We start from the raw sequence: 26969 nt of genomic DNA, 5'->3' as shown, positions 1-26969 counted from the left end.
GGCGATCAGTACTTGAAGCGGAAGTTCAGATAGTACTGGCGGCCGTTGGAGTAGAACGAGGTCGGAATCAACGCGCTCTGGTAGTACTTGTAGGTCGGGTTGTTGAGGTTCAGGCCATCCAGGCTGATGCTCAGCCAGTCCGTCGCCTTGTAGCTGAGCGACGCCGACAGCGTGCCGAAGTCATCCTGGTAGTACGGGTTGGTACCGGACAGGCTGATCAGGAACGAAGAGCGGCGGGGGTAGCTGACGCGGGCGCCGAAGCGCTCGTTCTCGAAGTAGGCACCCACGTTGTAGGTGTTCTTCGACGTGCCCAGCAGGTTGTTGGTGCCATCGGCCCAGGTGTGGTCGGTCTTGCCGTTGGCGTAGGTGTAGTTGGCATTGACGCCGAAGTAGTCGCCGATCGGCTGCTCGTAAGCCACTTCCACGCCGGTGACCTGCCCGTCGGCATTGATCGGGGTGGAGATGTCGTAGGTTTCAAGCCGGTTGGTCAGTTCGCTGAACAGCTGGCGCTGGACCACGTCGAAGGCGATGTAGTCCTTCAGGCGCATATGGTACGCGCCCACCGACACCAGGCCGCGCGGCATGAAGTACCACTCCAGGTTGGCGTCCAGGTTGCTGGACAGGGTCGGCTTCAGGTCGGGGTTGCCGCCACCGCCGGTCTTGTTCAGATCCGAACCCCACGAGGACGCACCCAGTGCCGAGTAGTCCGGCAGCGTCTGGGTCTGCGATGCGGCCACGCGCAGCACGAGGTCGTCGTCCAGGTCGAACTTGATGTTGGCGCTGGGCAGCACGCGGTCGTGCTTGTTCTCGAAGGCCTGGCGCTGCCACATGCCGAACAGGCTGCGCACGTCGGCGCGGGCCGGGTCGCTGACGGCCAGGTAGGTATCGATGTCCTGCTTGATGTTGACGTAGCGCAGGCCGAGGTTGCCGCTCCACCAGTCACCGGCGAAGTTGGCCTGCACGTAACCGGCGAAGTTCTTTTCCTTCACCTTCCACTCGGCGCCGTAGTTGTGGCGGCCGTCGGGACCGTCATTGCCGGCCAGCCAGGTCGAGTTGTTGATGATGGCGTTCTTCAGCGCATCCGGGGTGTAGTACCAGATGTTGCGCGGGAAGGTGCCGCCCACGCCGCTGGCGAAGTTGCCCGGGTACTGCCCGGTGGCGCTGCCGCGCAGCGCCGACCAGATGTCGCCCGGGGAGGCGCCTTCCGGCGACAGGGCCTCACGTTCGTGGTCGGCGAAACGCAGGCCGAAGTCGATCGAGCTCAGCGCGCCACCGTCGCTGAAGTACTGATTGAAATCCACCGACGCCCAGTCTTCCTTGTCTTCGGCCTTGACCAGCTGGTTGCCCCAGGTGCCGAAGCTGGTAACGCCTGCTTCGCTCAGGTCGCCGCCGATGTTCCAGTCGACCGGGGAGCCGGCGCCGTGGCTGGCGTAGGACGCGCCGCCACCCTGGCCGACGGTGACTTCGGCGATGAACTGGCGCGGGGTTTCGCCGGTGCCCTTGGTGGTGCCGGCCTGGAACTTTGCGTTCAGGTTGTCGTTGATCTGCCAGTCCGCGTCGAAGGTGACGTAGCTGCTCTTGGCGGTGGCCTCGCGGTAGATCATGTCGTACACGCCGTAGTTCGTTCCGGGAACGCCGGTGTACGTCGCGTTGGTGATCACGCCATCGACCACGGTGTAACCCGGATCGGGGGCCTGGCTCCGGCCGAAGCCGCTGCCGAACATCATGAAGTTGCGGTTGTAGTTGTTCGCTTCCAGTTCGGAGGTGAAGCCGCTCAGGCCCAGGGTCAGCGTGTCGATCGGCTTCCACTGCAGGGTGACCATGCCACCCTTGCGCTTGCGGGTCTGCTCGAACAGGGTCGAACCCAGCAGGCCGGGAATGGACAGGCCTTCCAGGTCCGGGCGCGGCGCCTGCAGGAACTGGCCCGGATTGGCCGGGTCGGGGATGCCGGCCACGACCGGATCGGTTGCCTTGAGTGCGAAGAAGCCGCCGGGGATTTCCTGCGCTTCACGGCGCAGTTCGCGCTCCTGGTAGAAGCCCTGCACCAGCACACCGAACGTGTTGGCGTCATTCTTGTAGTTGAACAGCGCCGAGTACTGCGGATCGGTCGAGTCGGCCTGGTCCGAACGCACGGCGCCCACCGATGCCTCGGCCGTGAACTGCTTGGCGAACTGCAGCGGGGTGCGAGTGATGATGTTGACGGTGCCGGTGGTACCGCCGTCCTGCAGCTTGGCCTGCGAGGACTTGTTTACTTCCACCGAGCTGACCAGCTCGGACGGCAGCAGCGAATAGCTCACGCTGCGGCCGACGTTGTTGCCCTGGCTGAGCACGAACCAGTCGGCCGAGCCGACGCTGTGGCCGTTGATGAGGGTCTGGGTCAGGCTCGGGCTGGTGCCGCGCAGGCTGACACGGTCGGCTTCATCGAAGCCGCCTTCGTCGGCGCTGGACGAGCTGATGTTCACACCGGGCAGGCGCTGCAGGGTGTCGGCGACGTTGTGTGCGGGCAGCTTGCCCACGTCTTCGGCGGTGACCACTTCCAGGCGCGCATTGGCATCGCGCTTGGTATCCAGCGACTTTTCCATCGAGCCACGGATGCCGGTGACCTGCACGGTGTCCAGATCGGTGGCGGTGGGGGCGGCTTGCTGCGCGTGGGCGCTGAAGGCCAGGCAGCTGACGATGGCTGCGGAAAGCAGGGTCTTGCGGGTGTTCATGATGTCTCTCCTCATCACTCGATGGTCGCCGGCGACGGCGTCGGTTTGCTTGCGTCTGGTACGACTGTGCCGCGCGCCTGTTGTCCGGGTGCGCCTTGGGTGCTACGTACTGCGTGGTGCGGTGTCCGCAGCGCCGATTCCGGCGCCGTGGCAGGTCAGGTTTCCGAGCGGCCGAGGTACCAGCTGGCGGCGCCGATGACGCCCAGCTGCCCGTGCTCGACCACCTTCACGGGAATACGTTCCAGTGCCTCGCGCATCGGCCCCTTGTTGAGGTACCGCTCGACGAAGGTGCTGTTCAACAGGAAGTCGCGGATCTGCGGCAGGATGCCGCCGGCCAGGTAGACACCGCCGGTGACGCCGTACTGCAGCGCCATGTCGCCGATCGTGCTGCCGAGCAGGCCGCAGAACACATCCAGGCTCTGCCGTGCGAGCGGATCCTGGTCGGCCATCGCAGCAGCGGTGATCGCATCCGGGGTGGTCAGCGCGGGGGTCTGGCCGTTCAATGCGCACAGCGCGCGGTACAGGTTCATCAGGCCGGGGCCGGACAGCGCCTGCTCGACCGAGACGTGCGAGCGATCGCGCAGCATCTGCCGCACGATCGCCATCTCCAGTTCGGTGGTGGTGGCCAGGGTCGGCTGGCCGGCTTCGGTCGCAAGGACCACGGCGCCGTGGGCGGTCGGGATCCACACGGCCGCGCCGAGGCCGGTACCGGGGCCGACCACCAGGGTCGGGCCGCGCGGTGCGGTGGCCGGGCCGGTCAGCTGCAGCACGCCGCTGGCATCGACCTGCGCGGCGGCGTAGGCCACGGCCTCGAAGTCGTTGACGATGTAGACCTGGTCCAGGCCGACATCACGTTCGATCTGACGTGCCGACAGTGGCCAGGGCAGGTTGGCGGTGATCACCGTGCCGTCTTCGCGGGCATAGCCGGCGGTGGCGACCACGCAATGGGACGGACGCGGGCCATCGGCCAGGAAGTCGGACAGGATCGCGCTGAGGCCGGCGTAATCGGCATTGCGGAATTTGCGGTAGTCCAGCAGCTGGACCGGATGGGCCGGATCGGCACTGGCCTGGACCCGGCCAACCCGCACATGCGTGCCACCCACGTCGGCGGCCAGGAACGGTGGCATCGCGGCGGGCGGGGCATGGGCCGGAACAGCGTGGGCGGCTATGGTCACACGGACTCCATCGGTTGGGCGTGGCCAGGGCTGACCCGGCGATTGAGGCGGAGTCTGTAATCGTTCTGACAACGATGTCAACGATAACCTCACACTTTCGATGCTGCGCCGCAACGCGGGTTTGCGCGGGAAAACGTTTTCATCACACTGCCGTCATGTTTTCGCAAACTGCCGTGAATAGGGCCTCGGCTCCGGTAATGGCCAGCGCTGCCGCCAGATTGCGCAGGTGCAGCAAAAGAAAATGCGCGGTCCCGGCGTGAACCAGTTGTTGACAAACCCGGCGGCGGCAACGAATAAATGTGACAACGTTGTTCCCAGTCACTCTTCCGACGCCGCTCCGGTGCCGTCGATGCAGGAGCCTCCCTGATGTCTGCCGTGCCTGCTGCCTCCGCGCGTTCGAGCGTGCTTACCTCGATCCTGATCATCGGCGTGCTGTTCTTCCTGATCGGCTTCTTCACCTGGCTCAACGGGCCCTTGATCACCTTCGTCAAGCTGGCCTTCGAGCTGGACGAGGTCGGCGCCTTCCTGGTGCTGATGGTCTTCTACCTGTCGTACTTCTTCCTGGCGCTGCCGGCCTCGTGGATCCTCAAGCGCACCGGCATGAAGAAGGGCCTGAGCCTGAGCCTGCTGGTGATGGCGGCCGGCGCGGTGGTGTTCGCCCACTTCGCGCAGCAGCGCTGGTATCCAGGCGCACTCAGCGGCCTGTTCGTCATCGGCAGTGGCCTGGCCCTGCTGCAGACGGCGGTCAATCCGTACATCAGCATTCTTGGCCCGATCGAGACCGCGGCCCGGCGCATCGCGCTGATGGGTATCTGCAACAAGATCGCCGGCATGCTCGCGCCGGTGCTGATCGGTACGCTGGTGCTGCACGGCATCGGCGATCTGGATGCCCAGGTGAAGGTCGCCGACGCAGCGGCCAAGACCGTCCTGCTCAACGACTTCGCCGCCAAGATCCAGCTGCCGTACATGGCCATGGCCGGGCTGCTGGTGGTGCTGGCGGTGGGCGTGCTGTTCTCGCCGCTGCCCGAATTGAAGACCTCCGAAGCCAACGCCACGCCGGCCCGCGCGCCGGGGGTGGCCGAGCGCACCAGCATCTTCCATTTCCCGCACCTGTGGCTGGGCGTGCTGTGCCTGTTCGTCTATGTCGGCGTGGAAGTGATGGCTGGCGATGCGATCGGCACTTACGGCCATGGCTTCGACCTGCCGCTGGACCAGACCAAGATGTTCACCTCGATCACCCTGGGCGCGATGCTCATCGGTTATCTGGCCGGCCTGGCGCTGATTCCGCACCTGGTGTCGCAGTCGCGCTACCTGAGCATTTCCGCCGTGCTCGGCGTGGTGTTCTGCATCGGCGCGCTGTTCACCCACGGCTACGTGTCGGTGGGCTTCGTGGCGGCCCTGGGCTTTGCCAACGCGATGATGTGGCCGGCCATCTTCCCGCTGGCGATCCGCGGCCTGGGCCGTTTCACCGAGACCGGCTCGGCCCTGCTGGTGATGGCCATCGCCGGTGGCGCGATCATTCCCCAGCTGTTTGCCGTGCTCAAGCAGCACTTCGACTTCCAGTGGGTATTCGCCGGCCTGATGGTGCCCTGCTACCTGTACATCCTGTTCTATTCGATGCGCGGCCACCGCGTCGGGCTGTCCCGCGACGGGCAGTGATCGGCGATCATGGACGCTCAACCGGTCAGCCAGGAAAAAACGATGCGCAGAGCGACCATCAAGGATGTCGCCGAACGGGCCAAGGTATCGCTGAAGACGGTCTCGCGGGTGATCAACAACGAGCCCTCGGTGATGCAGGCCACCCGCGCCCGGGTGCTGCGCGCGATCGCCGAGCTGGATTACGAGCCCGATCCGGCCGCGCGCAACCTGCGCACCGGCACTACGCTGGTGGTCGGGCTGGTCTACGACAACCCCAACCCGTACCACATCATCGGCGTGCAGAACGGCGTGCTCGCCGCGTGCCGTGAAACCGGGTTCGGGCTGCAGATCCACCCCTGCGACTCCAGCTCGCCGATGCTGGCCGAAGAGCTGGCCGACTGGGTGCAGCGCTCGCGCCTTGCCGGGCTGGTGCTGACCGCGCCGATGTCCGAGCGCAAGGATCTGGTGGCTGCGCTCACCGCGCGCGGGATCAAGCTGGTGCGCATCATCGCCGCCACCGCCGATCCCGAAGATGGTGCCTGCGTGTTCGTTGACGACCGCGAGGCCGCCTATGAAATCACCGAGCACCTGATCCAGCTCGGTCACCAGCGCATCGGTTTCCTCTGGGGCGGCACTTCGCACCGCTCCAGTGGCGAGCGCTATGCCGGCTATGAAGCGGCGCTGCGCGACTACGGCATGACCATCGACAAGCACCTGGTGGTGCAGGGCGATTACACCTTCGATGATGGCTTCCGTGGGGCGCGCCGCCTGCTGGCGCTGCGCGAACCGCCCACCGCCATCTTCGGCTCCAACGATGAAATCGCCGCCGGCGTGCTGGCCGCCGCCAAGTCCACCGGCATGAACGTGCCCTACGACCTGTCCATCGCCGGCTTCGAGGACAGTCCGTTCTCTCGCCAGTCCTGGCCGCCGCTGACCACCGCCAAGCAGGCCACCGAAGACATCGCCCGGCATGCCGCGCGCCTGCTGATCGCGCAGCTGCGCAGCGATGCCTACGACGACGCGCCACTGCAGCTGCAGAACCAGGGCTTCGTGCCGCAGCTGGTGGTGCGCGGCTCCACCGCGCCGATGCGCCCGCAGGGTGCACGGCTTCCCTCTCCTCAAACGACCTGAGTCCCCATGTCCCTGCCTGCTCCCCACGACACCCTGATGTACCGCGAAGCCGCCGAGGCTGCCGATGTGATCGCCGCGCAGTTCGCACGCAACCAGGTGGCCGTGGAGACGCTGGCCGCCAGCCTGCGCGCGGCGCCGCCGCCGTTCGTGGTGACCTGCGCACGTGGCAGCTCCGACCACGCCGCCACCTACGCCAAGTACCTGCTGGAAACGCGCCTCGGGCTGGTGACCGCTTCGGCGTCGCCGTCGGTCGGTTCGGTCTACGAAGCGCCGTTGAAGCTGCGCGGCGCGCTGTACATCGTGATTTCGCAGTCGGGCAAGAGCCCGGACCTGCTGCGCAATGCCGAAGCCGCACGTGCGGCCGGCGCGCGCGTGGTGGCACTGGTCAATGTCGAAGATTCGCCGCTGGCGCAGCTGGCCGAGACGGTGATCCCGCTGGGCGCCGGTGCCGAGCGCAGCGTGGCAGCGACCAAGAGCTACCTGGCCTCGCTGTCGGCCATTCTGCAACTGGTCGCGTACTGGACCCAGGACGTGGGCCTGATCGCTTCGCTGCGTGCGCTGCCCGATGCCCTGCGCGAGGCCTGGAACAACGATTGGTCGTCGCTGACCGAGGGCCTGGTGCCGGCCCACAATCTGTTCGTGCTGGGGCGTGGCCTGGGCCTGGCCGCCGCGCAGGAAGCAGCGCTGAAGTTCAAGGAAACCTGCGGCCTGCACGCCGAGGCCTACAGCTCGGCCGAGGTCAAGCACGGGCCGATGGCGCTGGTCGGCCCGGGCTTCCCGGTGCTGGCCTTTGCCCAGCCGGATGAAACCGGCGCCGGTACCCGCGCGGTGCTGAGCGAGTTCGCCGCGCGCGATGCGCAGGTGTGGCTGGCCGATGTCGGCGGCGATCTGCCGCTGCCGGTCGCCCCGCACCCGGCGTGCGCGCCACTGCTGACCATCCAGAGCTTTTACCGCGCGATCAACGCGCTGGCGCTGCGCCGCGGCCACAACCCCGACCTGCCGCCGCATCTGAACAAGGTGACGGAAACCGTCTGATGAAAACTGTCCTGCGCAACGCCCGCATCCTGGCCGGCGACGACTTCCGCGACGACCTGGCCGTGGTGATCGAAAGTGGCAGGATCACCGCACTGGTATCCGATGCCGCCCCGATGCTCGGCCAGGCCGACGAGCAGGTGGACCTGGGCGGTGGCTGGCTGCTGCCAGGCTTCATCGATGCCCAGGTCAACGGCGGCGGCGGCGTGCTGTTCAACAACAGCCCCGATGTCGCCACGTTGCGCACGCTGGCCCAGGCGCACCGCCGTTTCGGCACCACCGGCCTGCTGCCGACCCTGATCAGCGACGATGTGCAGGTGATGCGTGCGGCGATCGCCGCGACCCGCCAGGCCATCAGCGAAGGCGTACCGGGCGTGCTCGGTATCCATCTGGAAGGCCCGTACATCGCGCCGGCCCGCAAGGGCACGCACGATGCGAACAAGTTCCGCGTGCCCGATGCTGCGGAGATCGCGCTGGCCGCCTCGCTGGACAACGGCGTCACCCTGCTGACGCTGGCACCCGAGCGCGTGCCGCTGGAGAGCATCCGCGCGCTGGTCGAGCGTGGCGTGGTCGTGGCGGCCGGCCACACCGCGGCCAGTTACGAAGAAGCGCGTGCGGGCCTGGAGGCCGGCATCCGTGGGTTCACCCATCTGTACAACGCGATGTCACCGCTGACCGGTCGCGAGCCGGGCGCGGTGGGTGCGGCACTGGAAGATCGCGACAGCTGGGTCGGCATCATCGCCGACGGCGTGCACGTGCACCCGGCCAGCCTGCGCGTGGCGCTGGCGACCAAGCCCCGCGGCAAGGTCATGCTGGTCACCGATGCGATGCCGCCGGTGGGTGCGGAAGACCCGAGCTACGAACTGTATGGCGAGGTCATCACCGCCATCGACGGCGTGGTGCGCAATGCGGCCGGCTCGCTGGCCGGCTCGGCGCTGGACATGGCCACGGCGGTGCGCAACAGCGTGCAGCTGCTGGGCGTGTCGCTGGCGGAAGCCGCGCGCATGGCCTCGACCTATCCCGCGCAGTTCCTGAATCTGGATGACCGCTACGGGCACATCGCCGAGGGTCATCACGCCGATCTGGTCCTGCTCGATGATGCCCTGCAGGTGCGCAGCACCTGGATCGCCGGGCAGCGCGAAGACGCATGAGTGCCGCGCCGCCGGGACGGATGGGCTCGATCGACGCGCTGCGCGGCCTGACCGTCGCAGCGATGCTGCTGGTCAACAACCCCGGTGACTGGAGCCACGTCTACGCGCCGCTGCTGCATGCGCAGTGGCATGGCTTCACCCCGACCGACCTGATCTTCCCGTTGTTCCTGTTCATCGCCGGCGTCTCGATGGCCTTCAGCCTGGCGCCACGCGCGACCAACCCGGCCGCGCGCCCGGCGCTGGTGCGTGGCGTGCTGCAGCGCGCGCTGCGCATCCTGATCGCCGGGGCGTTGCTGCACCTGCTGGCGTGGTGGCTGTTCGAGCTGCCGGCGTATCGCCTGTGGGGTGTGCTGCAGCGGATCGCCCTGTGCGTGGCCGTGGTCGGCGTGCTGGCCATCGGCACCCGCGCACGCACGCAGTGGATCGTGCTGCTGGGCGTGTTGGCGGGCTATGCACTGGTCCTGCTGGGGGCCGGGTCGCTGGCCCCGTGGCAGAACCCGGCCAGTCGCCTGGATACCGTGCTGTTCGCACCGTTCCTGTACCGGTACGACCCGCTGACCGGCCTGGGCCATGATCCCGAGGGGCTGCTCAGCAGCGCAGGGGCGATCGCCACCACCTTGCTGGGGTTGATCGCGGGGGGCTGGCTGCGCGCCGGCAGGCTGCGCGCGCTGGGCGGCCTGGCGCTGGCCTGCCTGCTGCTGGGCCTGCTCTGCACCCCGTTGCTGCCGTTGAACAAGCAGTTGTGGACCCCCAGCTTCGTGCTGTGGAGCGGTGGGCTGTCGGTCGCGGCATTGCTGCTGGCGCATCAACTGGTCGATCGTGCCGGCCTGCCGGCACTGGGCCGGCGCTTCGGTGTCAACGCCATCGCCGCCTACGTCGGGTCCTCGGTGATGGCCCTGCTGCTGATCGCCAGCGGGGCATGGGCGTGGTTGTACCAGGGCGTTTCGGCGCTGCTGCCGGCCGCACCCGCGCTGGCCTCGCTGCTGTGCGCGCTGTTGTTCGTGACGGTGTGGTGGTTCGTGGTGTGGGCATTGGACAGCCGCCGCATCTACCTGAAAATCTAGCGCCGACGCTCACCTTTTACCCGGCCATCACGTTGCAGCAGTAAGAGTACGGTCGCCGGTCTGCGTAGAAGCACTGGGCCGTTGCCTTACTCCCCTCTTGTTGAACAGGAAAGGTGTATGCGCCCCATGCCCGCTTCGCCGTCACGCACTGTGCTGGCCGTCCGTGTTTCTCAGTGGTTGCGCCGAGGCTGTGGAGGGGCACTGGGCACGGTCCTGATGGCCGGTGCCGCGCCAGCCTGGGCGGGGTGCGACAACCCCGCTCCCGGCCAGGACCAGACAGTGACCTGCTCGGCCGCAGCGCCCAATCCGGACCCGGTCGCGATCGTCACCGCTGCCGGTGCGTCCAACGCCACCATCAACGTGCTGGCCAACGCGCAGCTCGCGGTCGCCAGCGGCAACGCGATCACCGTGCAGGCCGGCAGCGGGCACGTCATCAACAACACAGGCAGCATCATCGCCAACGCCGGCCGCGCCCTGCAGCTCAACGGCGCCACTTACCTGGTCAACCGCGGCACGATCAGCGGCAGTACCGGCGGCGTCGTGTCCGGTGCGGGCAACGACCGCATCGACATGCTTGGCGGCAGCATCCAGGGCGGCGTGCTGCAGGGCGCGGGCAACGACGCGCTGGTGATCCGCGACGGCGTGATCGACAGCGTCGACCAGGGCGATGGCGAGGACAGCCTGGAGATCAGCGGCGGCAGCGTCACCGGCACGGTGCAGCAGGGCTCGGGCATCGACACCTTCCTGATGACCGGCGGCAGCATCGGCGCGCTGCTGCAGGGCGACGCGCTGGATCGCTTCCGCATGACCGGCGGGCGCATCGTCGGTGCATTCGACGATGGCGACTACGCCGAGATGACCGGCGGCCGCATCGGCCGGGTCAACATGAAGCTGGACGACAACACCTTCCTGATGTCCGGTGGCACCATCGACGGCAACCTGGTCACCGGTTTCGGCCGCGACACCATCGTGCTGTCGGACGGATACATCGGCGGCAACATCAGCGTCAGCGGTGGCGACGATGCGATCACCATCACCGGCGGCACCGTGCGCGGCGAGATCCGCCTGAGCTTCGGCAACGACAGCCTGACGTGGAACGGCGGCGGCGTGGTGCACGGGGCGATCGACTTCGGCGAAGGCGATGATGTCGCGCAGCTGAGCAACCTCAACAACGCCCACCTGGGCGCGCTGCCGTCTTTCGATGGCGGGCTGGGCAACGATGTGCTCGGCCTGGACAACGTCAAGACCAGTGGCGTGGCGCGCTTCACCAACTGGGAACAGGTGGCCCTGCGCGACGATACCCAGCTGACGTTCGATGGCACGTGGGTGCTGGGCGACAGCGGCAGCGGCACGGGCAGCCTGGACATCGATGCCACCAGCGCGGTGTTCGGGGGCGGCAGCAACGGCGTCCTCGCCCCGTTCGTGGCCGGGCAGCTGGCCACGCTCACCAATGCCGGCCGCATCGACCTCAGCAATGGGGGCGGCGTCGGCGATACCTTCACCGTGGTGGGCAACTATGTCGGCAACGGTGGCGCGTTGTACCTCAACACGGTGCTGGGCGACGACAGTTCGCTGTCGGACAAACTGGTGATCTCCACCGGCAGCGCCACTGGCACCACCGGGGTGGGCATCCTCAACGCCGGCGGCACCGGCGCGTCCACGGTGGCCGATGGCATCCTGGTGGTGCAGGCGATCAACGGTGCGACCACCGCGCCCACCGCGTTCGCGTTGTACAACCCGGTCGCTGTTGGTGCCTACGAGTATTTCCTGTTCAAGGGCGGCGTCAGCGGCGGCACCAGCGAAAACTGGTATCTGCGCTCGACCCTGGTGGCCAGCGTGACCCCGGCGCCCACCCCGCCGCCGGGTGGAGTCACCACGCCGCCGCCCCCGCCGCCGGAGGGCGCCGGGACCCCGCCGGCGGAGCTGCCACCGGCGCCGCCCCCGCCGCCGGACGTCAATCCGCCGGATGATCCCAACCCGGCCGCGCCCGAGCCGGCGCCACCGCCGGAGCCGGCCGATCCGGCCGACGTGGCGCCGCCCACCATCGATACCCCGCCGCCGGTGCCCACCGACGTGGCGGCGGTGCCCGGGCCGCTGGCGGTGCCGCCCACGCCCGGTGCGCGCCCGGCGCAGGGCGACATCATTCCGCTGTACCGCTTCGAGACCGGCCTGTATTCCGTGGTGCCGCCGCTGCTGCGCGAGACCAGCCTGGCCAGCCTGGGCACCTTCCACGAACGCCAGGGCGAGCAGCGGCTGTTGGCCGGGCAGGGCGGCGTGCGCGCGGCATGGGCGCGGATGGTCGGGCAGAGCCACGACCAGCACTGGGAAGGCGACGCGCAACCGGGCTTCGACGGCGACATCCAGGGCATCCAGGCCGGCCTGGACCTGTACGCCAACGTGGCAGAGGAGCACCGCGACCAGTTCGGCGTGTTCGTCGGCCGCACCCGCGCACAGGGCAACGTGAGCGGGTTTGCGATCGGCTGGGAAAACGTGGCGGTAGGCCGCACCCGGCTGGATGACAAGCACGTGGGTGTGTACTGGACCCGCGCCGGCAGTGCCGGCGGCTACCTGGACGCGGTGGTGATGCAGAGCCGCTACGACGGCGACGCCACCTCCTCGCGCGGGCTGGGCATCGACGTGCGCGGCGATGGCACCACCGCTTCGCTGGAAGTAGGCAAGCCGCTGCTGCGGTTCGGGCAGAGTGCGTGGTGGCTGGAGCCGCAGCTGCAGGTGATCTGGCAGCGCACCTCGGTCGACGACGCCGGCGACGCGGTGTCCTCGCTGCGCTTCAACAACGACAACGCCTGGACCGGACGCGTGGGCCTGCGCCTGGCCGCCGACTACGACATCGCCGGTAACGGCTGGCAGCCTTACGTCAAGCTCAACTACTGGCAGACCCTGGACGGGGAAGACCGCATCGATTTCGATACCAACCGCATCCTCAACCAGCAGGATTCACGCGCGCTGGAAGTGGGCGTGGGCGTCGTAGCACGCTTCAACAGCACCGTCAGCGCGTTTGCGGTGGCCGATTACACGCGCGACCTGGAAAGCAGTGCGCAGAAGGAGCGCAAGGTGATCGAGGGCAATATCGGGTTGCGGTTGGACTGGTAGGGCGACAGCCAGCAGGGATCCGCGGCGGCACGCCGGGCGCAACCGGCGCTGCCGACCGCGTTGTAGCGCGAGGCATCGCGGGTTATGCGAACGGCGCACTGTTCCGACTGTCGCGTGCAGCGGTAAGCTGCAGCCTCTTCACTACAGGGATGTAGCGCGATGATCGCAGGACGTTGCGGGTGGTTGATGGTGGCCTTGGCAGCGGCAAGTGGCGCTGCAAACGCACAGGACGTCCCCAGCGCCGAGGCGCAGGCGCGGATCCTGGACCTGCTGCAGCAACAGTCGCTGTATCGCGACCGCGTGGAGTGGCCCAAGGCCCGCGCGGAGCTGGCGGCCGCGCGCGACCCGGCGCAGACGCGACGGGTGCTGGACGATGTGATCCGACGCAGCAGCGGTGGGCACGGGCGGTGGATATCGGCCAACCAGCAGCGCGTGCAGGCGCAGCGCGCACAGGCGACTCAAACCGCGATGGGTGCTGCGACCCCGCAGACAGATGACGCCCGCAGCGGACCGACAGCGCGGCTGGGGTGGATCAAGGTGGGCGCCTACATGGACGATTCCTCCCAGCCCAAGGACGTGCAATACGAAGCCCGCAAGCAGGCTGCCATTGCGCTGCAGACGCGCATCCGGGAGCAGGACGATGGCGACCGTTGTGGCTGGGTGGTCGACCTGCGCAGCAACACTGGCGGCAACATGTGGCCCATGCTGCTGGGGATGGGCCCATTGCTGGGCGATGCGAAGACGGCGGATCCGGTGGGGATGTTCCTCCTGGCCGATAAACGCCAGCCGTGGGCGTATCGCGAGGGTGCGGTCTGGCTGGACAGCAGGTCGGTGGTCGGATCGCGCCACACCCAGTACACGCTGCGCAACCCGGGCGCGCCGGTGGCCGTCCTGATGGGGCCGCGTACTGCCAGTTCCGGTGAGGCATCGGTACTGGCGTTCCGCGGCCGGCCCGCCTCGCGCAGCTTCGGCCAGCCCACTTCCGGTTATTCCACCGCCAATATCCCCCAGCGTCTGCCCGATGGCAGTCTGCTGTTGTTGACCACCAGCGTGATCGCCGACCGCAACGGCGTAGGCGACGGCCACCGCCTGCAGCCCGACGTCACGGTGGGCGCAGGGCAGGACGCGGCCGCGGCGGCGCGCGAATGGCTGCTTGCGCAGCCGGCCTGCAACCAGGCTGCTGCGATCGCCGATACCCGCTGACCGCGGGTGTGCCCGTGCCGGCCCGACACTGTGCGGGCCGGCACGGGCCCACACGTTCAGCGCAGCGCGGCAATCGCCTGCGTGCGTGCCTTGGCCAGCTGCTCCCCCACCGCGGGGCCCTTGAGGTGAGTCAGGTCCAGATCGCGTGCCTGCACCGCCAGCGCAGCGCGATGCAGCCGCTGGAGCGTTTCACCCTGCGGGTAGTCGCTGTCCTCGAAGCCCAGCCGGCCCCGCTTGTCGGCCTCGCAGCACAGCGCGATCTGCGCGATCCGCTCCGGGCGGCGGAAGCCGTCGCAGCGGGCCAGCAGCTCCAGCACGGTGGCATCGCGCAGTTCGTCGATGCGGTGCACGTTGAGATGATCGCGGCAGACCGCTTCGGCCAACTGGCGGTGATCGACCGGCACCTTCAAGCGTTCGGCCAGGGCACGCAGCGGGGCCACCCCGCGCTGCTCATGCATGATGTGGCGCGGCCATTCTTCTGGCGGGGTCAGGCCCTTGCCGAGGTCGTGGGTCAGCGCGGCGAAGCCGATCAGGTCATCGCCCGGCGCCAGCTGCGCGGCCATGTCGCTGACCATTTCCTGGTGCACGCCGGTATCCACTTCGGGGTGGAACTCCGCGCGCTGCGGCACCCCATACAGTGCTTCCAGCTCGGGCAGGATCGAGCCCAGTGCATGGGCATCATGCAGCGTGCGCAGGAAGGCGGACGGCCGCGCGGAGGCGAGGGCGCGTCGCAGCTCCTGCCAGACACGTTCGGGCACCAGTGCCTCAAGCTCACCGCTGGCGGCGATCTGCTGCATCAGGGTCATCGTTTCCTCGGCCACGGTGAAGCCGAGCGGGGCGAAGCGCGCCATGAAGCGGGCCGCACGCAGCACGCGCAGCGGATCTTCGATGAAGGCCGGGCCGACGTGGCGCAGCACGCGTTGCTCGATATCCCGCACGCCGCCATAGGGATCCACCAACGTGCCGGTGGCCTCGTCGCAGGCGATGGCGTTGATGGTGAAGTCGCGGCGCTGCAGGTCTTCTTCCAGCGTCACCGACGGGTCCGCATCGACCACGAAACCGCGGTAGCCGCGTCCGGATTTGCGCTCGGTGCGGGCCAGCGCATATTCCTCACCGCTGTCCGGATGCAGGAACACCGGGAAATCACGGCCCACGGCCTTGTAGCCCTGCGCTTCCATCTGCGCCTGGGTGGCCCCGACGACAACCCAGTCGCGGTCGCCGGGGGAACGCTGCAAGAGGCGGTCGCGCACGGCGCCGCCAACCAGATAGATTTTCATGTGCCCATGATGCCGCAGTGGACCAAGGCCACGCCAACCGGTTGGCATACCGGAGCCGGTCAGTCGCCACCCTTGTCGGCATTTGCCGCGCAGGCGAAGGTCTTGCGCTTGACCTGCAGGCGGCCGTTCATGCGGTCGGTCACCGGCAGCGCATCGCCGTTCAAGCGCCAGTCGTAGATCACGCTGAAGGCCAGAATGCGCGCGACATACTCGCGGGTTTCCTTGTAGCTGATGGTCTCGATCCAGATGTCCGGATCGAACCCCGGGCGCTGCGACTGCCAGCGGGCGGTCGGGGTCGGGCCGGCGTTGTAGGCGGCGATGGTGACGTAGGGCAGGCCCTCGTACTTGTTCATCAGCTGGCGCAGGTAGGCGGTGCCGATGGCGATGTTGGTGTCCGGATCGTAGAGGCTGGCGGCACCACCGTAGTTGGTCAGGCCGATCGACTTGGCCACGGCCGCGCCGGTCGCCGGCAGCACCTGCATCAGGCCCATCGCGTTGGCGGGCGAGCGCGCCTTCGGGTTGAAGATGCTCTCGGCGCGGATCTCCGCGGCCACCCAGGCCGGGTCGATCGCGTTGCGCGCCGATTCGCGGCGGATGCTGTCATCGTGGTGCAGCGGGAAGCGCAGCGAATACAGGCGCTGCTCGTCCGGGGTCTTGCCGAGCGAGAACACCGCACGGTCGAACCAGCCGTTGTCGCGCGCCACTTCCACGGCAAGGCGACGCTGCGTGTTGTCGTAGCGGCTCAGCGCGTCGTTCCACTCGGCCACGGCCCAGCCGGCACGCTCGATCTTGAACAGTTCCATGGCCCGCACGATCGCCGGGTCACGGGCGACTGCCGCCTGCGCCTGGGCACTGTCATTGGGTTCCCACGGGCACAGCGTGTAGTTCTGGCCGAGCTGGTCGGCCGCCAGGAAGCCATGGAAGGTGGCCGCGCGGGCTGCCTCACGGAAGGCGGCCTGCGCCTCGCTGCGCTTGCCGGTCTTGTCCAGCATGCGCGCTTCGAAATAGCGCCAGCGCGAGTCGGCCCGCTGGGTGGGGCCCATCTTGCGGATGGCGGTCAGCGCCGCCGGCCAGTCGCCGCGCGACAGCGCCTCACGCGCGCGCCACTCGTGCAGGCGTTCGTCGTAGGCGGACTCGGGCACTGCATTGAGGCGGCGGGCGGATTCGGGACCGTAGGAAGCCACCGTCCACAGGGCGATCTGATACAGCACCTGCGCGCGCTGGGCGGCGCTCAACTGCAGGGCGTCGGCGTACTGCGGCAGCTGCTGCTCGGTCGCACCCGGGTCGGCCTTGGCCAGCTTGGCCAGGCCGTCAGTGGCGATGCGGCGGCTGCGCTCGTTGCGCGGCCAGTTCAAGGCGCTGGCGTTGGGTTTGTCGACGAAGGCGGCATAGGTGTTGGCCAGCGCGAGGTCGGCGGCCGGCAGCCCGCGCGCGGCGCTGCGCATCACCGCCGGCTGCTGCTCGTCGGCAGCGGCGTCGATGCGTGCCCAGCGCAGTTCGGCGTTCATGCCGCCCTTGGCATCCAGGACCGCGAACACCGGGTCGCAGGCATCAGGCAACGACTTGCCGGTGCTGCGCCAGATCGCCTGTGCCTCGGTGACCCACTGCGCGTCGGCCTTGCCGGTGGCCTGCCGTGCGTTGAGCTGCGCGCAGCGCAGGCCGACGTTGGTCGTGTCGGTCCAGTTGGCCAGCAGCGTCGGCCAGTCCTGGCGCCGCGCCACCGCCGGCAGCCATACGCTGCGGAAGCTGGCAGCAACGGCCTGGCCGTTGTAGCGCTTGAGGAAGTCCTGCGCCTGCGCGTTGCTGACCGTATCGATGTTGCGCCGCAGGTTGGCGAATTCGACCCAGCCATACAGCGGGTGCCTGCTCAGTGCCGCCGCCTGGGCGGGGTCGAACTGGCCACGCTCGGCATTGTCGATGACGGCTTTGAGCTGCGCGCGTTGTGCGTCCAGGTTCTGGGCATCGGCCACCGGGCTGACCCCGGTGCAGGCCAGCAGGACGGTCGCGCTGAAGAAATACAGGGGAAGTCGAGTCATGCCGAAAGCATAACGGGGGCGGGTGAAACACGGTGATGGCAAGCCGACTCGAGGATGAACGAATCCATGCCGATGCTGCGCATGGCGGCCGATCCCGACGCGCATCGTGTCGTCATGGCCAGAATTCCAGCGGCCGCGACCGACGCCGGCGTGGCGCAGATCGCCTACCTCCACCCGCAGTGTGATAACGCCTTGCCGGCGTCCAACGCCTTGGAAACACAGGCGCGTTCCTCGATGTGGAGCGCGGCGTGGGCCTCATGGGAAGGCATCCGCTTCGTAGTCGGCTTTGTCGATTCGGTGTGAAAGCGAGGTGCGCGTCACTCCTTCACATTTACAGGTTGTTTACAAAGGAGACACTGCCGCCATGCAGGGGGACGCGGCAGCCCCGCCCACCATTCCTTTGGAGAGAGAGCGAATGAACAACCTGCATCACCGCCCATTGGCGGTTGCCGTATCGCTGTGCCTGCTGCTGGCTGCACCCGCCCTGGCCAGCGCGCAGGACGCGCCACGCAGCACGACCGATCTGGACCGGGTGGAAGTGACCGGCAGCCGCATCAAGCGGGCCGAAGTGGAAGGGCAGGTGCCGATCCAGACCCTGACCCGCACCGAGATCGAACGTACCGGCCTGACCTCCATCGGCGAGGTGCTGCAGCAGCTGACCGGCTCCGGTTCGGCGCTCAATGCGAAATTCAACTCGTCAGGCAACTTCGGCTTCCCCCCCGATGGCAGCGGTGTGGGTGCGGGCTCGGCCCAGGTCGATCTGCGTCACCTGGGCGCCAAGCGGGTGCTGGTACTGGTCGATGGCATCCGCTGGGTCAACGAATCCTCCGCCTCCGGCGTGGGCGCGGCGACCGATCTGAACACCATCCCGCTGGCCATCGTCGAGCGCATCGAAGTACTCGAAGACGGCGCGTCGTCGCTGTACGGCTCCGACGCCATCGCCGGTGTGGTCAACATCATCACCCGCCGAGAATTCGACGGCGCGCAGGTGACGATGAATTACGGCGAGTACACCAAGGGCGATGGCACCCAGAAGGGCGTGGACCTGGCCTGGGGCACCAGCGGTGACCGCTACACCCTGTTCCTGGGGGCGAGCTGGACCAAGCAGGACCCGGTGTATGCGCGCGATCGCGAGCAGTCGCGCTTCCCGATTCCCGGCACCGGGCTGGCCTTCGGCAGCGGTGGTATTCCGCAGGGGCGCTTCTCTTTCGTCGACCCCAACACCGGTGCGAAGCAGGACATCGTGCCCAATACCGGCGTAAGCAGCCCGCGTTACGACGGCAGCGCCGGCTGCACCCGCAGCGATGACTACCACTGCTTCACCTCGGCCGACCGGTTCAACTTCGCCGAGTACAACATGGTGCTCACCCCGTCCGAGCGGAAGGGCATCTTCGGCCAGTTCCGCTTCGACCTCACCGATGACATCCAGTGGTACATCAAGGCGTTGGGCAACCGTCGCGAGTCCACCAACCAGGCCGCACCGGAGCCGCTGTTCTTCGGGCCCGATGGCGCCACCGGTAATCCGCTGGCGGACAACATCGTCGTCTCCGGGCTGAATCCCTACAACCCGTTCGGCTTCGATCTGGTCGCCTCGGGCAACATGAGCCTGATCGGCCGTCGCCCGGTCGAAGGCGGCGCGCGCGTGTTCGAGCAGGAGGTCAATACCCAGTACTTCGCCACCGGCCTGGTCGGCCAGTTCCAGGCCGCCGACCGCAGCTGGTTCTGGGACCTCAACGGCATGTACAGCAAGAACAAGGCCGAGCAGACCAACTACGGCAGCTACGACATCTACAAGGTCAACATGGCGCTGGGTGATCCCGCGTTGTGTGCGGCCACGCCCGGCTGCGTACCGTTGAACATCTTCGGTGGCGTCGGCTCGATCACCCCGGAGATGCTGCGCTGGATCCAGCCGGTGGTGCGCGACCGCAGCCAGAACGAGTTGAGCCTGTTCACCGCCAACCTGAGCAGCGAACTGTTCACCCTGCCGGCCGGCCCGGTCTCCTTCGCCACCGGCTATGAATACCGCAAGTACGAGGGCCGCTACGATCCGGATCCGCTGACCGTGATCGGCCACTACAACGGCGTGCCGTCGTTGCCCACCTCCGGTTCCTACGATGTCAACGAGGCCTACCTGGAGCTGAGCGTGCCGATCTTCGCCAAGAGCGCGCTCGGCGAGAAGCTCGACCTGAGCCTGGCCGGTCGCTACTCGGACTACTCCACCTTTGGCGGCGAGTTCACCCCCAAGTACGGCCTGCGCTGGCAGGTGACCAATGACTTCGTGCTGCGCACCAGCTACGCCGAAGGCTTCCGCGCACCCTCCATCGGCGAGCTGTACGGCTCGGCCGCGCGCGCCGACCTGCAGCTGTTCGATCCCTGCTCGGTCGGGCTCGGCGATACGCCGCCGCGCGGCAGTGCCGCCAACTGCGCCGCACTCGGCGTGCCGGACGGTTTCCAGCAGGCCAACTCGCAGATCTCGGTCACCACCGGCGGCAACGCAGAGCTGGATCCGGAGCGTTCGCGCAGCTTCAGCGCCGGCTTCGTGTGGAGCCCGTGGTTCGGCAGCAATGCATCCTGGTCGGAGCGATTCGACGTGGAGGTGACGTTCTACCGCCACCACATCGAAGGTGCGATCCAGGCCATCAACGCGCAGACCCAGCTCGACCTGTGCGTGGATACGCTGGACCCGCTGTACTGCGACGGCATCACCCGTGCCGGCACCGGTGCGGTCAGCGGCTTCAACAACCGGCTGACCAACCTGGGGTCGATCAAGACCGATGGCTGGGACGTGGACCTGTTCTGGACCCTGCCGCAGACGGAGATCGGCCAGTTCAAGCTGGGCTGGCAGAACACCTTCGTCGGCCGCTATGAGGCCCTTGGTGCAGCGGGCCAGAAGCAGCCGCAGGGGCCCGGCGTGGAGGTGGCCGACAGCTCGATTCCGGAGTGGACCAGCAATGCCACGCTCAGCTGGAACCTGTCCAACTGGAATGCCTCCTGGACAGTGCGCCACATCTCCAAGCTCACCGAAGAGTGCGGCGACGTGGCCGCCTTCCCGATCTGCGGCAACCAGGCCGAGGGCACCAACGAACTGGCCGCGACCACCTTCCACGACATGCAGGTGGGCTACCGGTTCGACTGGATGAAGGGGCTGCAGCTCAGCGCCGGCCTGAACAACGTGTTCGACAAGGATCCGCCGATCTGCCTGTCGTGCTCGCTCAACGGGTATGACGCCTCGACCTACGACATCCCGCGCGGGCGCTACTGGTACCTGCGCGCGGACCTGCGGTTCTGATCGCAGGCTGATGAGGAGGTGACACACCGGGGCGCTGTGAGGCGCCCCGGTGGCAGCCTGCAGCCGCGCCGGTCAGGCCCCGCTGCGTGCGGGGACGGACAGATGCGTTGTGCACACCGGCCATCGCGCGTGCCTGGCATGCCGGTGCTGTCTGCGTCAGGCATCATGGGGAGCCGGCCAGCGGCCGGCACGACCTCTCCTGAACTGCATTGCCATGAACCTGCATACCTGGTGGATCTTCGCCGTCACCGTGTTCGTCCTGTGCGGCACGCCCGGCCCGAACATGCTGCACGTGATGACCCGCAGCGTGCGCGTCGGCTTCCGGCGCAGCATCGCGGCGATGGCCGGCTGCCTCACCGCGCTGGTGCTGGCCCTGGCGATCTCCGCCGCCGGGCTGGGTGCGGTGCTCAAGGCGTCGCCGATGGTGTTCGATGTGCTGCGCTACGCCGGTGTGGCGTATCTGGTGTACCTGGGGATCAAGGCATGGCGCGGTGGCGATGCGCCGATCGACGTCGGCAGTACTACAGCGCTGGTCACGAGCTCGCGTACCGTATTGTTCCGCGACGGCTTCATCATCGGGATCAGCAACCCCAAGCTGCTGCTGTTCGCCTCGGCGTTCCTGCCGCAGTTCGTCGATCTGACCCAGCCGCAGCTGCCGCAGTTCGTGATCCTGGTGGCGACCTTCGCGGTGATGGAGATGTTCTGGTACACGGTGTATGCCGCCGGTGGCCGCGGGCTGGCCGGCTATCTGGCCAAGCCGGGGCTGCGCAAGGTGTTCGACCGCGTGGTCGGCACGATCTTCATCGGATTTGGACTGGCGCTATTGCGCGCCAGGCCGTGATGGTCTGGCGCTGCGTGCGCGGCGTTGAGGTAGTGCCGGCCGCTGGCCGGCAACCAGGCAGGACCGTCACCGTTCATGAGGCTGCCGGCCGCTGGCCGGCAACCAGGCAGGACCGTCATCGTTCATGAGGCTGCCGGCCAGCGGCCGGCACTACCGGGGCCCGGCGATGCGCCGCCGCGCGTCCAATGCGCGGCGTGCAGAACGCAGAGAGCCGGGCAATGCCCGGCTCTCCCTTGTTGAAGCGATACGATCAAAGACCGGTCAGAACGACCAGTTGAAGGTGATCGAGCCATTGCGGCCGTCACCGTACGCGCCGTAGCCGTTGATCTGCGAGAAGTACGTCTTGTCCAGCAGGTTGTTGAGGTTGGCCTGCACGCTGAACTCCGGCGAGATGCGGTAGCGCACGAACGCGCTGACCAGCGCATAGCCACCCTGCTCGATACGGCCATAGGCCGGCACCGGATAGTAGATGCCGTTCTGCCAGTTGGCACCGCCACCGACCGTCAGCGCGCTCAGCGACTGCGGAGTGTAGCTGGTGAACAGCTTGATGGTGGTCTGCGGCAGGTTGGTGTTGATGTCCGCATCGTTGATGTCCTTGGCCACGTAGCGCGAGGCACCGAAGGTCGCGTTCCAGCCTGGCGCCAGTTCGCCGTTGAGCTCGAACTCGAACCCACGGCTCACCGTGCCGCGTGCGGCGATGTAGGCGAACTCACCCGGGCGGCTGGGGATCAGCTCGCTGGTGACCTGTGCCACGTTGTCCTGCTCGATGCGGAACGCAGCGACGGAGGCGTTCAGGCGGTTGTCGAACCATGCGCCCTTGACGCCGATTTCGTAGCTCTTGCCGTCCACCGGATCGAGGTAGCTGCCGCTGCGGTCGCGCGCCGTCTGCGGCTGGAAGATCTCGGTGTAGCTGGCGTAGGTGGAGTAGGTGTCGTTGAGGTCGAACACCAGGCCGGCATACGGCGTGGTGACCTTGTGCGAACGGTCGGCGCCTTCGCCTTCACTCTTCCAGTCGGTGTAGCGCGCGCCGAGGATCAGCTTCAGCGGATCGGCCAGCGACAGGCGGGTGGCGACGTAGCCAGCCTTCTGGGTGATGGTGCCTTCGCTCTGCAGCGGCAGGGTGCCGACCCAGTTCGGTTCGGGGAAATCGGCCACACCGGCCAGATAGTTGTCCAGCGGCGCCCAGCCCATCTGGTAGTCGCCGTAGTTGGCGAACTCGCGCTTGTTGTAGCTCAGGCCGGCCATGAACTGGTGCTGCCGACCGAACAGCTGGAACGGACCTTCCACGAAGCCGTCCACCGCATTGACCTTGCGCTCGGTGTTGTAGAACCCTGCCGAGGGCGTAACGCCGGCGCCGGTGGTCTTGTCCAGCAGCGATGCGCCGCTGGTCCAGTCGTTGAAGGCCGGGTAGAACAGCTTGTCGTCGGCCTTGGTCGTGTCGTGCGTTGCGCCGAGCTTGACCTTCCAGTCGTTGGCGAACGCATGCTCCAGCGTGGCGAACAGGCGCTTGCTGGTGGTATCCCAGTAGGTCCAGCGCGGGTTGGCGCTGAACGATTCGTCGAACGGGGTCGGGCTGCCATCGGAGAACAGCATCGGGAAACCACCCCAGGTCGCGCCGTTGGCGCGCTTCTGCTGGTAGTCGTAGCCCACGCTCAGCTGCGTGTCCGGGGTCAGGTCGGCGTCGATCACCGCATAGCCCAGCGTCTTGTGCTGGTCGTAGCGGTCCATCTGTGATTCGGTATCCAGGTAGCTGCCGATCACGCGCGCGCGCACCGAGCCGCTGGCGTTCAGCGGGGTGGTCACATCCACCGTGCTGCGGGTGCGGCCCCAGCTGCCCACGTTCACCGACACGCTGCCGGTCAGTTCGGCACTGTCGGCATGCTTGCGGATCAGGTTCACCGAGGCGGACGGGTTGCCGGCGCCGCTGAGCAGGCCGGTGGCGCCACGCACCACTTCCACGCGGTCATACAGGGCCAGGTCCAGGCCGGAATCGCCGTAGCTCCAGTTCTGCACCATCTGGGTCGGCAGGCCGTCGAACTGATAGCTGTCGATGTAGAAGCCGCGCGCGTAGAACTCGGTGCGTTCGGTATCGGACTGGGTGCTGCTGATGCCGGTGGTGTTGCCCAGCACGTCGATGATGTCATCCAGGTTCTGATCCTCGATGCGCTGGTGGCTGATGATGCTCACCGACTGCGGGATCTCGCGCGGGGCCAGATCGAAGCGGGTACCGGCCGAGGTCTTGCGGACCGAATAGCCTTCGGCGCGCTCGCCCTTGACCACGATCTTGTCCAGGGTGGTGGCGTCGGGGGCGGCGTCCTGCGCGAATGCGGGGGCGGCGGCGAGGGTGCACAACGCCAGCATCAATGCCTGCGGCAGCGGGCGACGGAGCATCGACGGGCGGGACAGCACGTGGGCGGAGCGGGTCATCGGCGTTTCCAGAAGGGCGGCAACGGGCATGGCCGGCGTCCTGGGTGGCCTGCGGCGGAGCGGGGGTGGGGGCAGGAAGCGGCTGGCGGGGGCGGTGACCCGGCGCGGGCTCGATAACTGTTCACGAGTGCGCATCCCTTGCGCGACCCGGATCACACTATGGTAATGGCAATGATTCGCATCATCAACCGCATTCTGCGAGGCGTCCGGGCCGTACCCCATGCCGCGCAAGGCAACTGCGTATTCAGCTTTGGGACCTGACGGCGCGTGGCCGCACGGCGGCGCGCGGCCAGCTCGCGATGCCCGCGCGCAGGCTTAACACCTCCGCGCCTACCGTGAGCAGGCGCTATCCATCCCTTGCAGGAGACGCTCATGGCCAGCAAAAACACGGTCTGCCTCTGGTTCAATGGCACCGCACTGGACGCGGCAACGTTCTATGCCGCCACCTTCCCCGACAGTGCGGTACGCGCCGTCCATCATGCCCCTGGTGACTTCCCCTCCGGCAAGCAGGGCGATGTGCTGACGGTGGACTTCACCGTGGCCGGCATTGACTGCATCGGGCTCAATGGTGGCCCCGCGTTCAATCACAGCGAAGCGTTTTCCTTCCAGATCGCCACCGAAGACCAGGCCGAAACGGACCGGCTGTGGAATGCGATCGTCGGCAATGGGGGCGAGGAAAGCGCCTGCGGCTGGTGTCGCGACAAGTGGGGCCTGTCCTGGCAGATCACCCCCCGGGTGCTGACCGAGGCGGTGACCAGCACCGATCCCGCGGTCGCCCGGCGCGCGTTCGAGGCGATGATGACCATGCGCAGGATCGACGTGGCCGCGATCGAGGCGGCGGTGAAGGGCTGAGGCGCCGGGCGCGACTGCGGACAGCAAGAACGATCAAATGACGTGCTGCAGGCTGGGTTACGCTGCGCACCCGTTCTTCGGCATGGATCTGGCGGTATGGGTGCGGCACGCAGGGCGCTCTGGTACATCGAAAGCCACTTCGCCGGGAATCCGTCGCTGGCCGATATCGCCGGCGTGGTGGGGCTCTCGCCGTTCCATCTCTCGCGGCTGTTCCAGCTCAGCACCGGTACCTCGGTGGTGCGTTATCTGCGCGGCCGCCGGCTGACCGAGGCCGCGCGCCAGCTGGCGGGCGGCGCCGGTGACATTCTCGGTGTCGCACTGTCCGCCGGCTACGCATCGCACGCCGCATTCACCCGCGCGTTCACGGAGCAGTTCGGGCGATCGCCCGAGCAGGTGCGCGAGCGGGGGCTGGCGGGGGTGGTGCTGGTCGAGGCGCTGAAACTCATCGACACCTCGACGCCCTGCACGATCGAACCCCGGCGCGAGCACCGCGGCGGCCTGCGCGTGGCCGGGATCGGTGCGCGCCACACGTCTGCGAGCGTCGCCTCGATTCCCTCGCAATGGCAGCGCCTGGAGGAGGCGCATGGCCTCGGCGCGGAGATCGCCTATGGCGTGTGCGGCAACAGTGATGCCGAGGGAGGCTTTGATTACATCGCCGGCGTGGAGATCAGTGCCTCCGCACCCGTGCCCCCAGGCTGGCAGGCGATCACGATCCCGCCGCGCGAGTACCTGGTGGCGTGGCATGCCGGGCACATCTCGGCGATCCGCTCCACCTGGCTCTGGTTGTTGAACGACTATCTGCCGGCCTCCGGCCTGACCCTGGCCGATGCGCCGGACCTGGAGCGCTACGATGCGCGCTTCGATGACCGCAGCGGCCACGGTGGGGTGGAGATCTGGCTGCCGCTGACCGACATGCTGCACCTCAAGGAGACTGACCCATGCGAATGACCGCCCGTTGTTGTGCTGCGCTGCTCGCGCTGTGCCTGCCGATGTTTGCCGTTGGGGCGGTGCCGCCCGTTGGCGAGCGGCACGGCGTTGCGCACGCACCCAGTGCCGCCGTGCGCGATGCCGGGCACCGCGACAGCGTGCGGTACACCGTGTGGTATCCGGCCCAGGCCGGCGCACGGGAAGCTGCGCTGACGATCGGGCCACCCGGTGCGCCGCTGTTCGAGGTCGGCACCGCCGCCGCCGATGCGGCCATCGCGGAGGGACGCTGGCCGGTGCTGCTGCTCTCGCATGGCAATGGCGGCAGTGCGCGGATGATGGGCTGGTTCGGCATCGCCATGGCGCGGGCCGGGTACGTGGTCATCGCGGTGGATCACCCGGGCAACAACGGCGTGGACCCGATGACCGAGGCCGGCAGCATCCTGATGTGGAACCGCGCGGACGATCTGGCGGCGGCGCTGGCCGCGGTGCAGGCCGATCCCGTGCTGGCCGAGGCGATGGATGCCACGCGGCTGGGTGTGGCGGGCTACTCGGCAGGCGGGTTCACGGCCCTGGTCGCGGCCGGGGCCGGCCCGCAACTGCAGCGCCTGCTGGCGTTCTGCCGCGCGCATCCCGCGGATGGGGTCTGCGTCCCGCAGGCGGAGAACCCGACACTGACCCTGGCGCAGCGCATGACCGCCGCGCAGACGCCGGCACTTGCACCGTGGGTCGCACAGGCCGGTGACGACCGCGCCATTGCCGGGGTGCGCGCCGTCTTCCTGATCGCGCCGGCCATGATCCAGGCCTTCGCGCCGGAGGCGCTGGAGAAGGTGGCGCAGCCGGTATCGATCATCGTTGGTGCGGCCGACACGGTGGCCTCGCCGGCCACCAACAGCGACATCGCGGCGGCGGCCCTGCCCAAGGCGACGTTGACCACCCTGCCGGCCGTCGGCCACTACGACTTCCTGTCCAGCTGTACCGCGCTGGGCCGCAAGCGCATCGGTGCACTGTGCCAGGTGGCGGCAGACCAGCAGGCCACGCACGGCGCTGCGATCACGGAAGCGAAAGCGCTGTTCGACGCGGCGTTGTCGGCCACGCGCTGATGCG

Annotated in this window: 18 protein-coding genes; 13 read left to right on the top strand and 5 right to left on the bottom strand. The window is 67.8% G+C overall.

Annotated features, from left to right (window positions below):
- Positions 1-5: 5 nt before the first annotated feature.
- The gene (locus OC373_RS06510; protein ID WP_261997304.1) at positions 6-2711 is read right to left on the bottom strand and encodes a TonB-dependent receptor; all 2706 of its coding nucleotides are present in this window, start codon (positions 2709-2711) and stop codon (positions 6-8) included.
- A gap of 155 nt (positions 2712-2866) precedes the next feature.
- The gene (locus OC373_RS06505; protein WP_019186015.1) at positions 2867-3838 is read right to left on the bottom strand and encodes a glucokinase family protein; all 972 of its coding nucleotides are present in this window, start codon (positions 3836-3838) and stop codon (positions 2867-2869) included.
- 414 nt (positions 3839-4252) lie between these two features.
- Between OC373_RS06505 and OC373_RS06500 the strand changes: the two genes are divergently transcribed.
- The 7 genes from OC373_RS06500 to OC373_RS06470 all read left to right on the top strand — a co-directional run bounded on the left by OC373_RS06500 (position 4253) and on the right by OC373_RS06470 (position 14216).
- On the top strand, positions 4253-5545 hold the full coding sequence (locus tag OC373_RS06500; RefSeq protein WP_261997303.1) for a sugar MFS transporter: 1293 nt from the start codon (positions 4253-4255) through the stop codon (positions 5543-5545).
- 42 nt (positions 5546-5587) lie between these two features.
- Positions 5588-6655: a LacI family DNA-binding transcriptional regulator gene (locus OC373_RS06495; protein WP_261997302.1), complete on the top strand. Its 1068-nt coding sequence runs from the start codon at positions 5588-5590 to the stop codon at positions 6653-6655.
- A 6-nt stretch (positions 6656-6661) separates the two neighbouring features.
- On the top strand, positions 6662-7690 hold the full coding sequence (locus OC373_RS06490; RefSeq protein WP_046274268.1) for an SIS domain-containing protein: 1029 nt from the start codon (positions 6662-6664) through the stop codon (positions 7688-7690).
- Positions 7690-8838 (top strand): N-acetylglucosamine-6-phosphate deacetylase, encoded by a 1149-nt coding sequence (nagA, locus tag OC373_RS06485; protein WP_046274269.1) that lies wholly within the window; start codon positions 7690-7692, stop codon positions 8836-8838. Before OC373_RS06490 ends, nagA begins: the two co-directional genes overlap by 1 nt.
- Positions 8835-9902, top strand: a complete 1068-nt coding sequence (locus tag OC373_RS06480; RefSeq protein ID WP_261997301.1) for a heparan-alpha-glucosaminide N-acetyltransferase domain-containing protein — start codon at positions 8835-8837, stop codon at positions 9900-9902. The genes nagA and OC373_RS06480 overlap by 4 nt, the downstream gene beginning before the upstream one ends.
- 279 nt (positions 9903-10181) lie before the next feature.
- Entirely contained in the window at positions 10182-13013 is a 2832-nt protein-coding gene (locus OC373_RS06475) for an autotransporter domain-containing protein (RefSeq protein WP_261997300.1), read from the top strand.
- A 159-nt stretch (positions 13014-13172) separates the two neighbouring features.
- The gene (locus OC373_RS06470) at positions 13173-14216 is read left to right on the top strand and encodes a S41 family peptidase (RefSeq protein WP_261997299.1); all 1044 of its coding nucleotides are present in this window, start codon (positions 13173-13175) and stop codon (positions 14214-14216) included.
- A gap of 56 nt (positions 14217-14272) precedes the next feature.
- On the opposite strand, the gene OC373_RS06465 is transcribed toward OC373_RS06470, so the two are convergent.
- Both OC373_RS06465 and OC373_RS06460 read right to left on the bottom strand, forming a co-directional pair.
- Positions 14273-15493 carry a multifunctional CCA addition/repair protein gene (locus OC373_RS06465; RefSeq protein ID WP_261997298.1) on the bottom strand — a complete coding sequence of 407 codons (1221 nt, stop codon included), beginning with the start codon at positions 15491-15493 and terminating at the stop codon, positions 14273-14275.
- A gap of 59 nt (positions 15494-15552) precedes the next feature.
- Positions 15553-17529, bottom strand: a complete 1977-nt coding sequence (locus OC373_RS06460; RefSeq protein WP_261997297.1) for a transglycosylase SLT domain-containing protein — start codon at positions 17527-17529, stop codon at positions 15553-15555.
- A 66-nt stretch (positions 17530-17595) separates the two neighbouring features.
- Here OC373_RS06460 and OC373_RS06455 point away from each other — a divergent pair, with 66 nt between their 5' ends.
- The 3 genes from OC373_RS06455 to OC373_RS06445 all read left to right on the top strand — a co-directional run bounded on the left by OC373_RS06455 (position 17596) and on the right by OC373_RS06445 (position 21659).
- Positions 17596-17832 carry a hypothetical protein gene (locus OC373_RS06455; RefSeq protein ID WP_261997296.1) on the top strand — a complete coding sequence of 79 codons (237 nt, stop codon included), beginning with the start codon at positions 17596-17598 and terminating at the stop codon, positions 17830-17832.
- A 112-nt stretch (positions 17833-17944) separates the two neighbouring features.
- Positions 17945-20818, top strand: a complete 2874-nt coding sequence (locus tag OC373_RS06450; RefSeq protein WP_261997295.1) for a TonB-dependent receptor — start codon at positions 17945-17947, stop codon at positions 20816-20818.
- 214 nt (positions 20819-21032) lie between these two features.
- The gene (locus OC373_RS06445; protein ID WP_261997294.1) at positions 21033-21659 is read left to right on the top strand and encodes a LysE family translocator; all 627 of its coding nucleotides are present in this window, start codon (positions 21033-21035) and stop codon (positions 21657-21659) included.
- Between the two features lie 261 nt (positions 21660-21920).
- On the opposite strand, the gene fhuE is transcribed toward OC373_RS06445, so the two are convergent.
- Complete coding sequence (gene fhuE, locus OC373_RS06440) at positions 21921-24086, bottom strand: ferric-rhodotorulic acid/ferric-coprogen receptor FhuE (RefSeq protein WP_261997293.1); 2166 nt, start codon at positions 24084-24086, stop codon at positions 21921-21923.
- A 372-nt stretch (positions 24087-24458) separates the two neighbouring features.
- Here fhuE and OC373_RS06435 point away from each other — a divergent pair, with 372 nt between their 5' ends.
- The 3 genes from OC373_RS06435 (at position 24459) to OC373_RS06425 (ending at position 26965) form a co-directional block, all read left to right on the top strand.
- Positions 24459-24938: a VOC family protein gene (locus OC373_RS06435; protein ID WP_261997292.1), complete on the top strand. Its 480-nt coding sequence runs from the start codon at positions 24459-24461 to the stop codon at positions 24936-24938.
- Between the two features lie 96 nt (positions 24939-25034).
- Entirely contained in the window at positions 25035-25886 is an 852-nt protein-coding gene (locus OC373_RS06430; RefSeq protein ID WP_070425932.1) for an AraC family transcriptional regulator, read from the top strand.
- A gap of 41 nt (positions 25887-25927) precedes the next feature.
- Positions 25928-26965, top strand: a complete 1038-nt coding sequence (locus OC373_RS06425) for an alpha/beta fold hydrolase (RefSeq protein WP_261997339.1) — start codon at positions 25928-25930, stop codon at positions 26963-26965.
- The last annotated feature ends 4 nt before the right edge of the window (positions 26966-26969 follow it).

This window comes from Stenotrophomonas sp. Ste96 (genome assembly GCF_024519495.1).
GTDB classification, from domain to species: Bacteria; Pseudomonadota; Gammaproteobacteria; order Xanthomonadales; family Xanthomonadaceae; genus Stenotrophomonas; species Stenotrophomonas bentonitica_A.
Note: the sequence above shows the minus strand (reverse complement) of the source record. Positions and strands in the feature narration are given on the sequence as shown.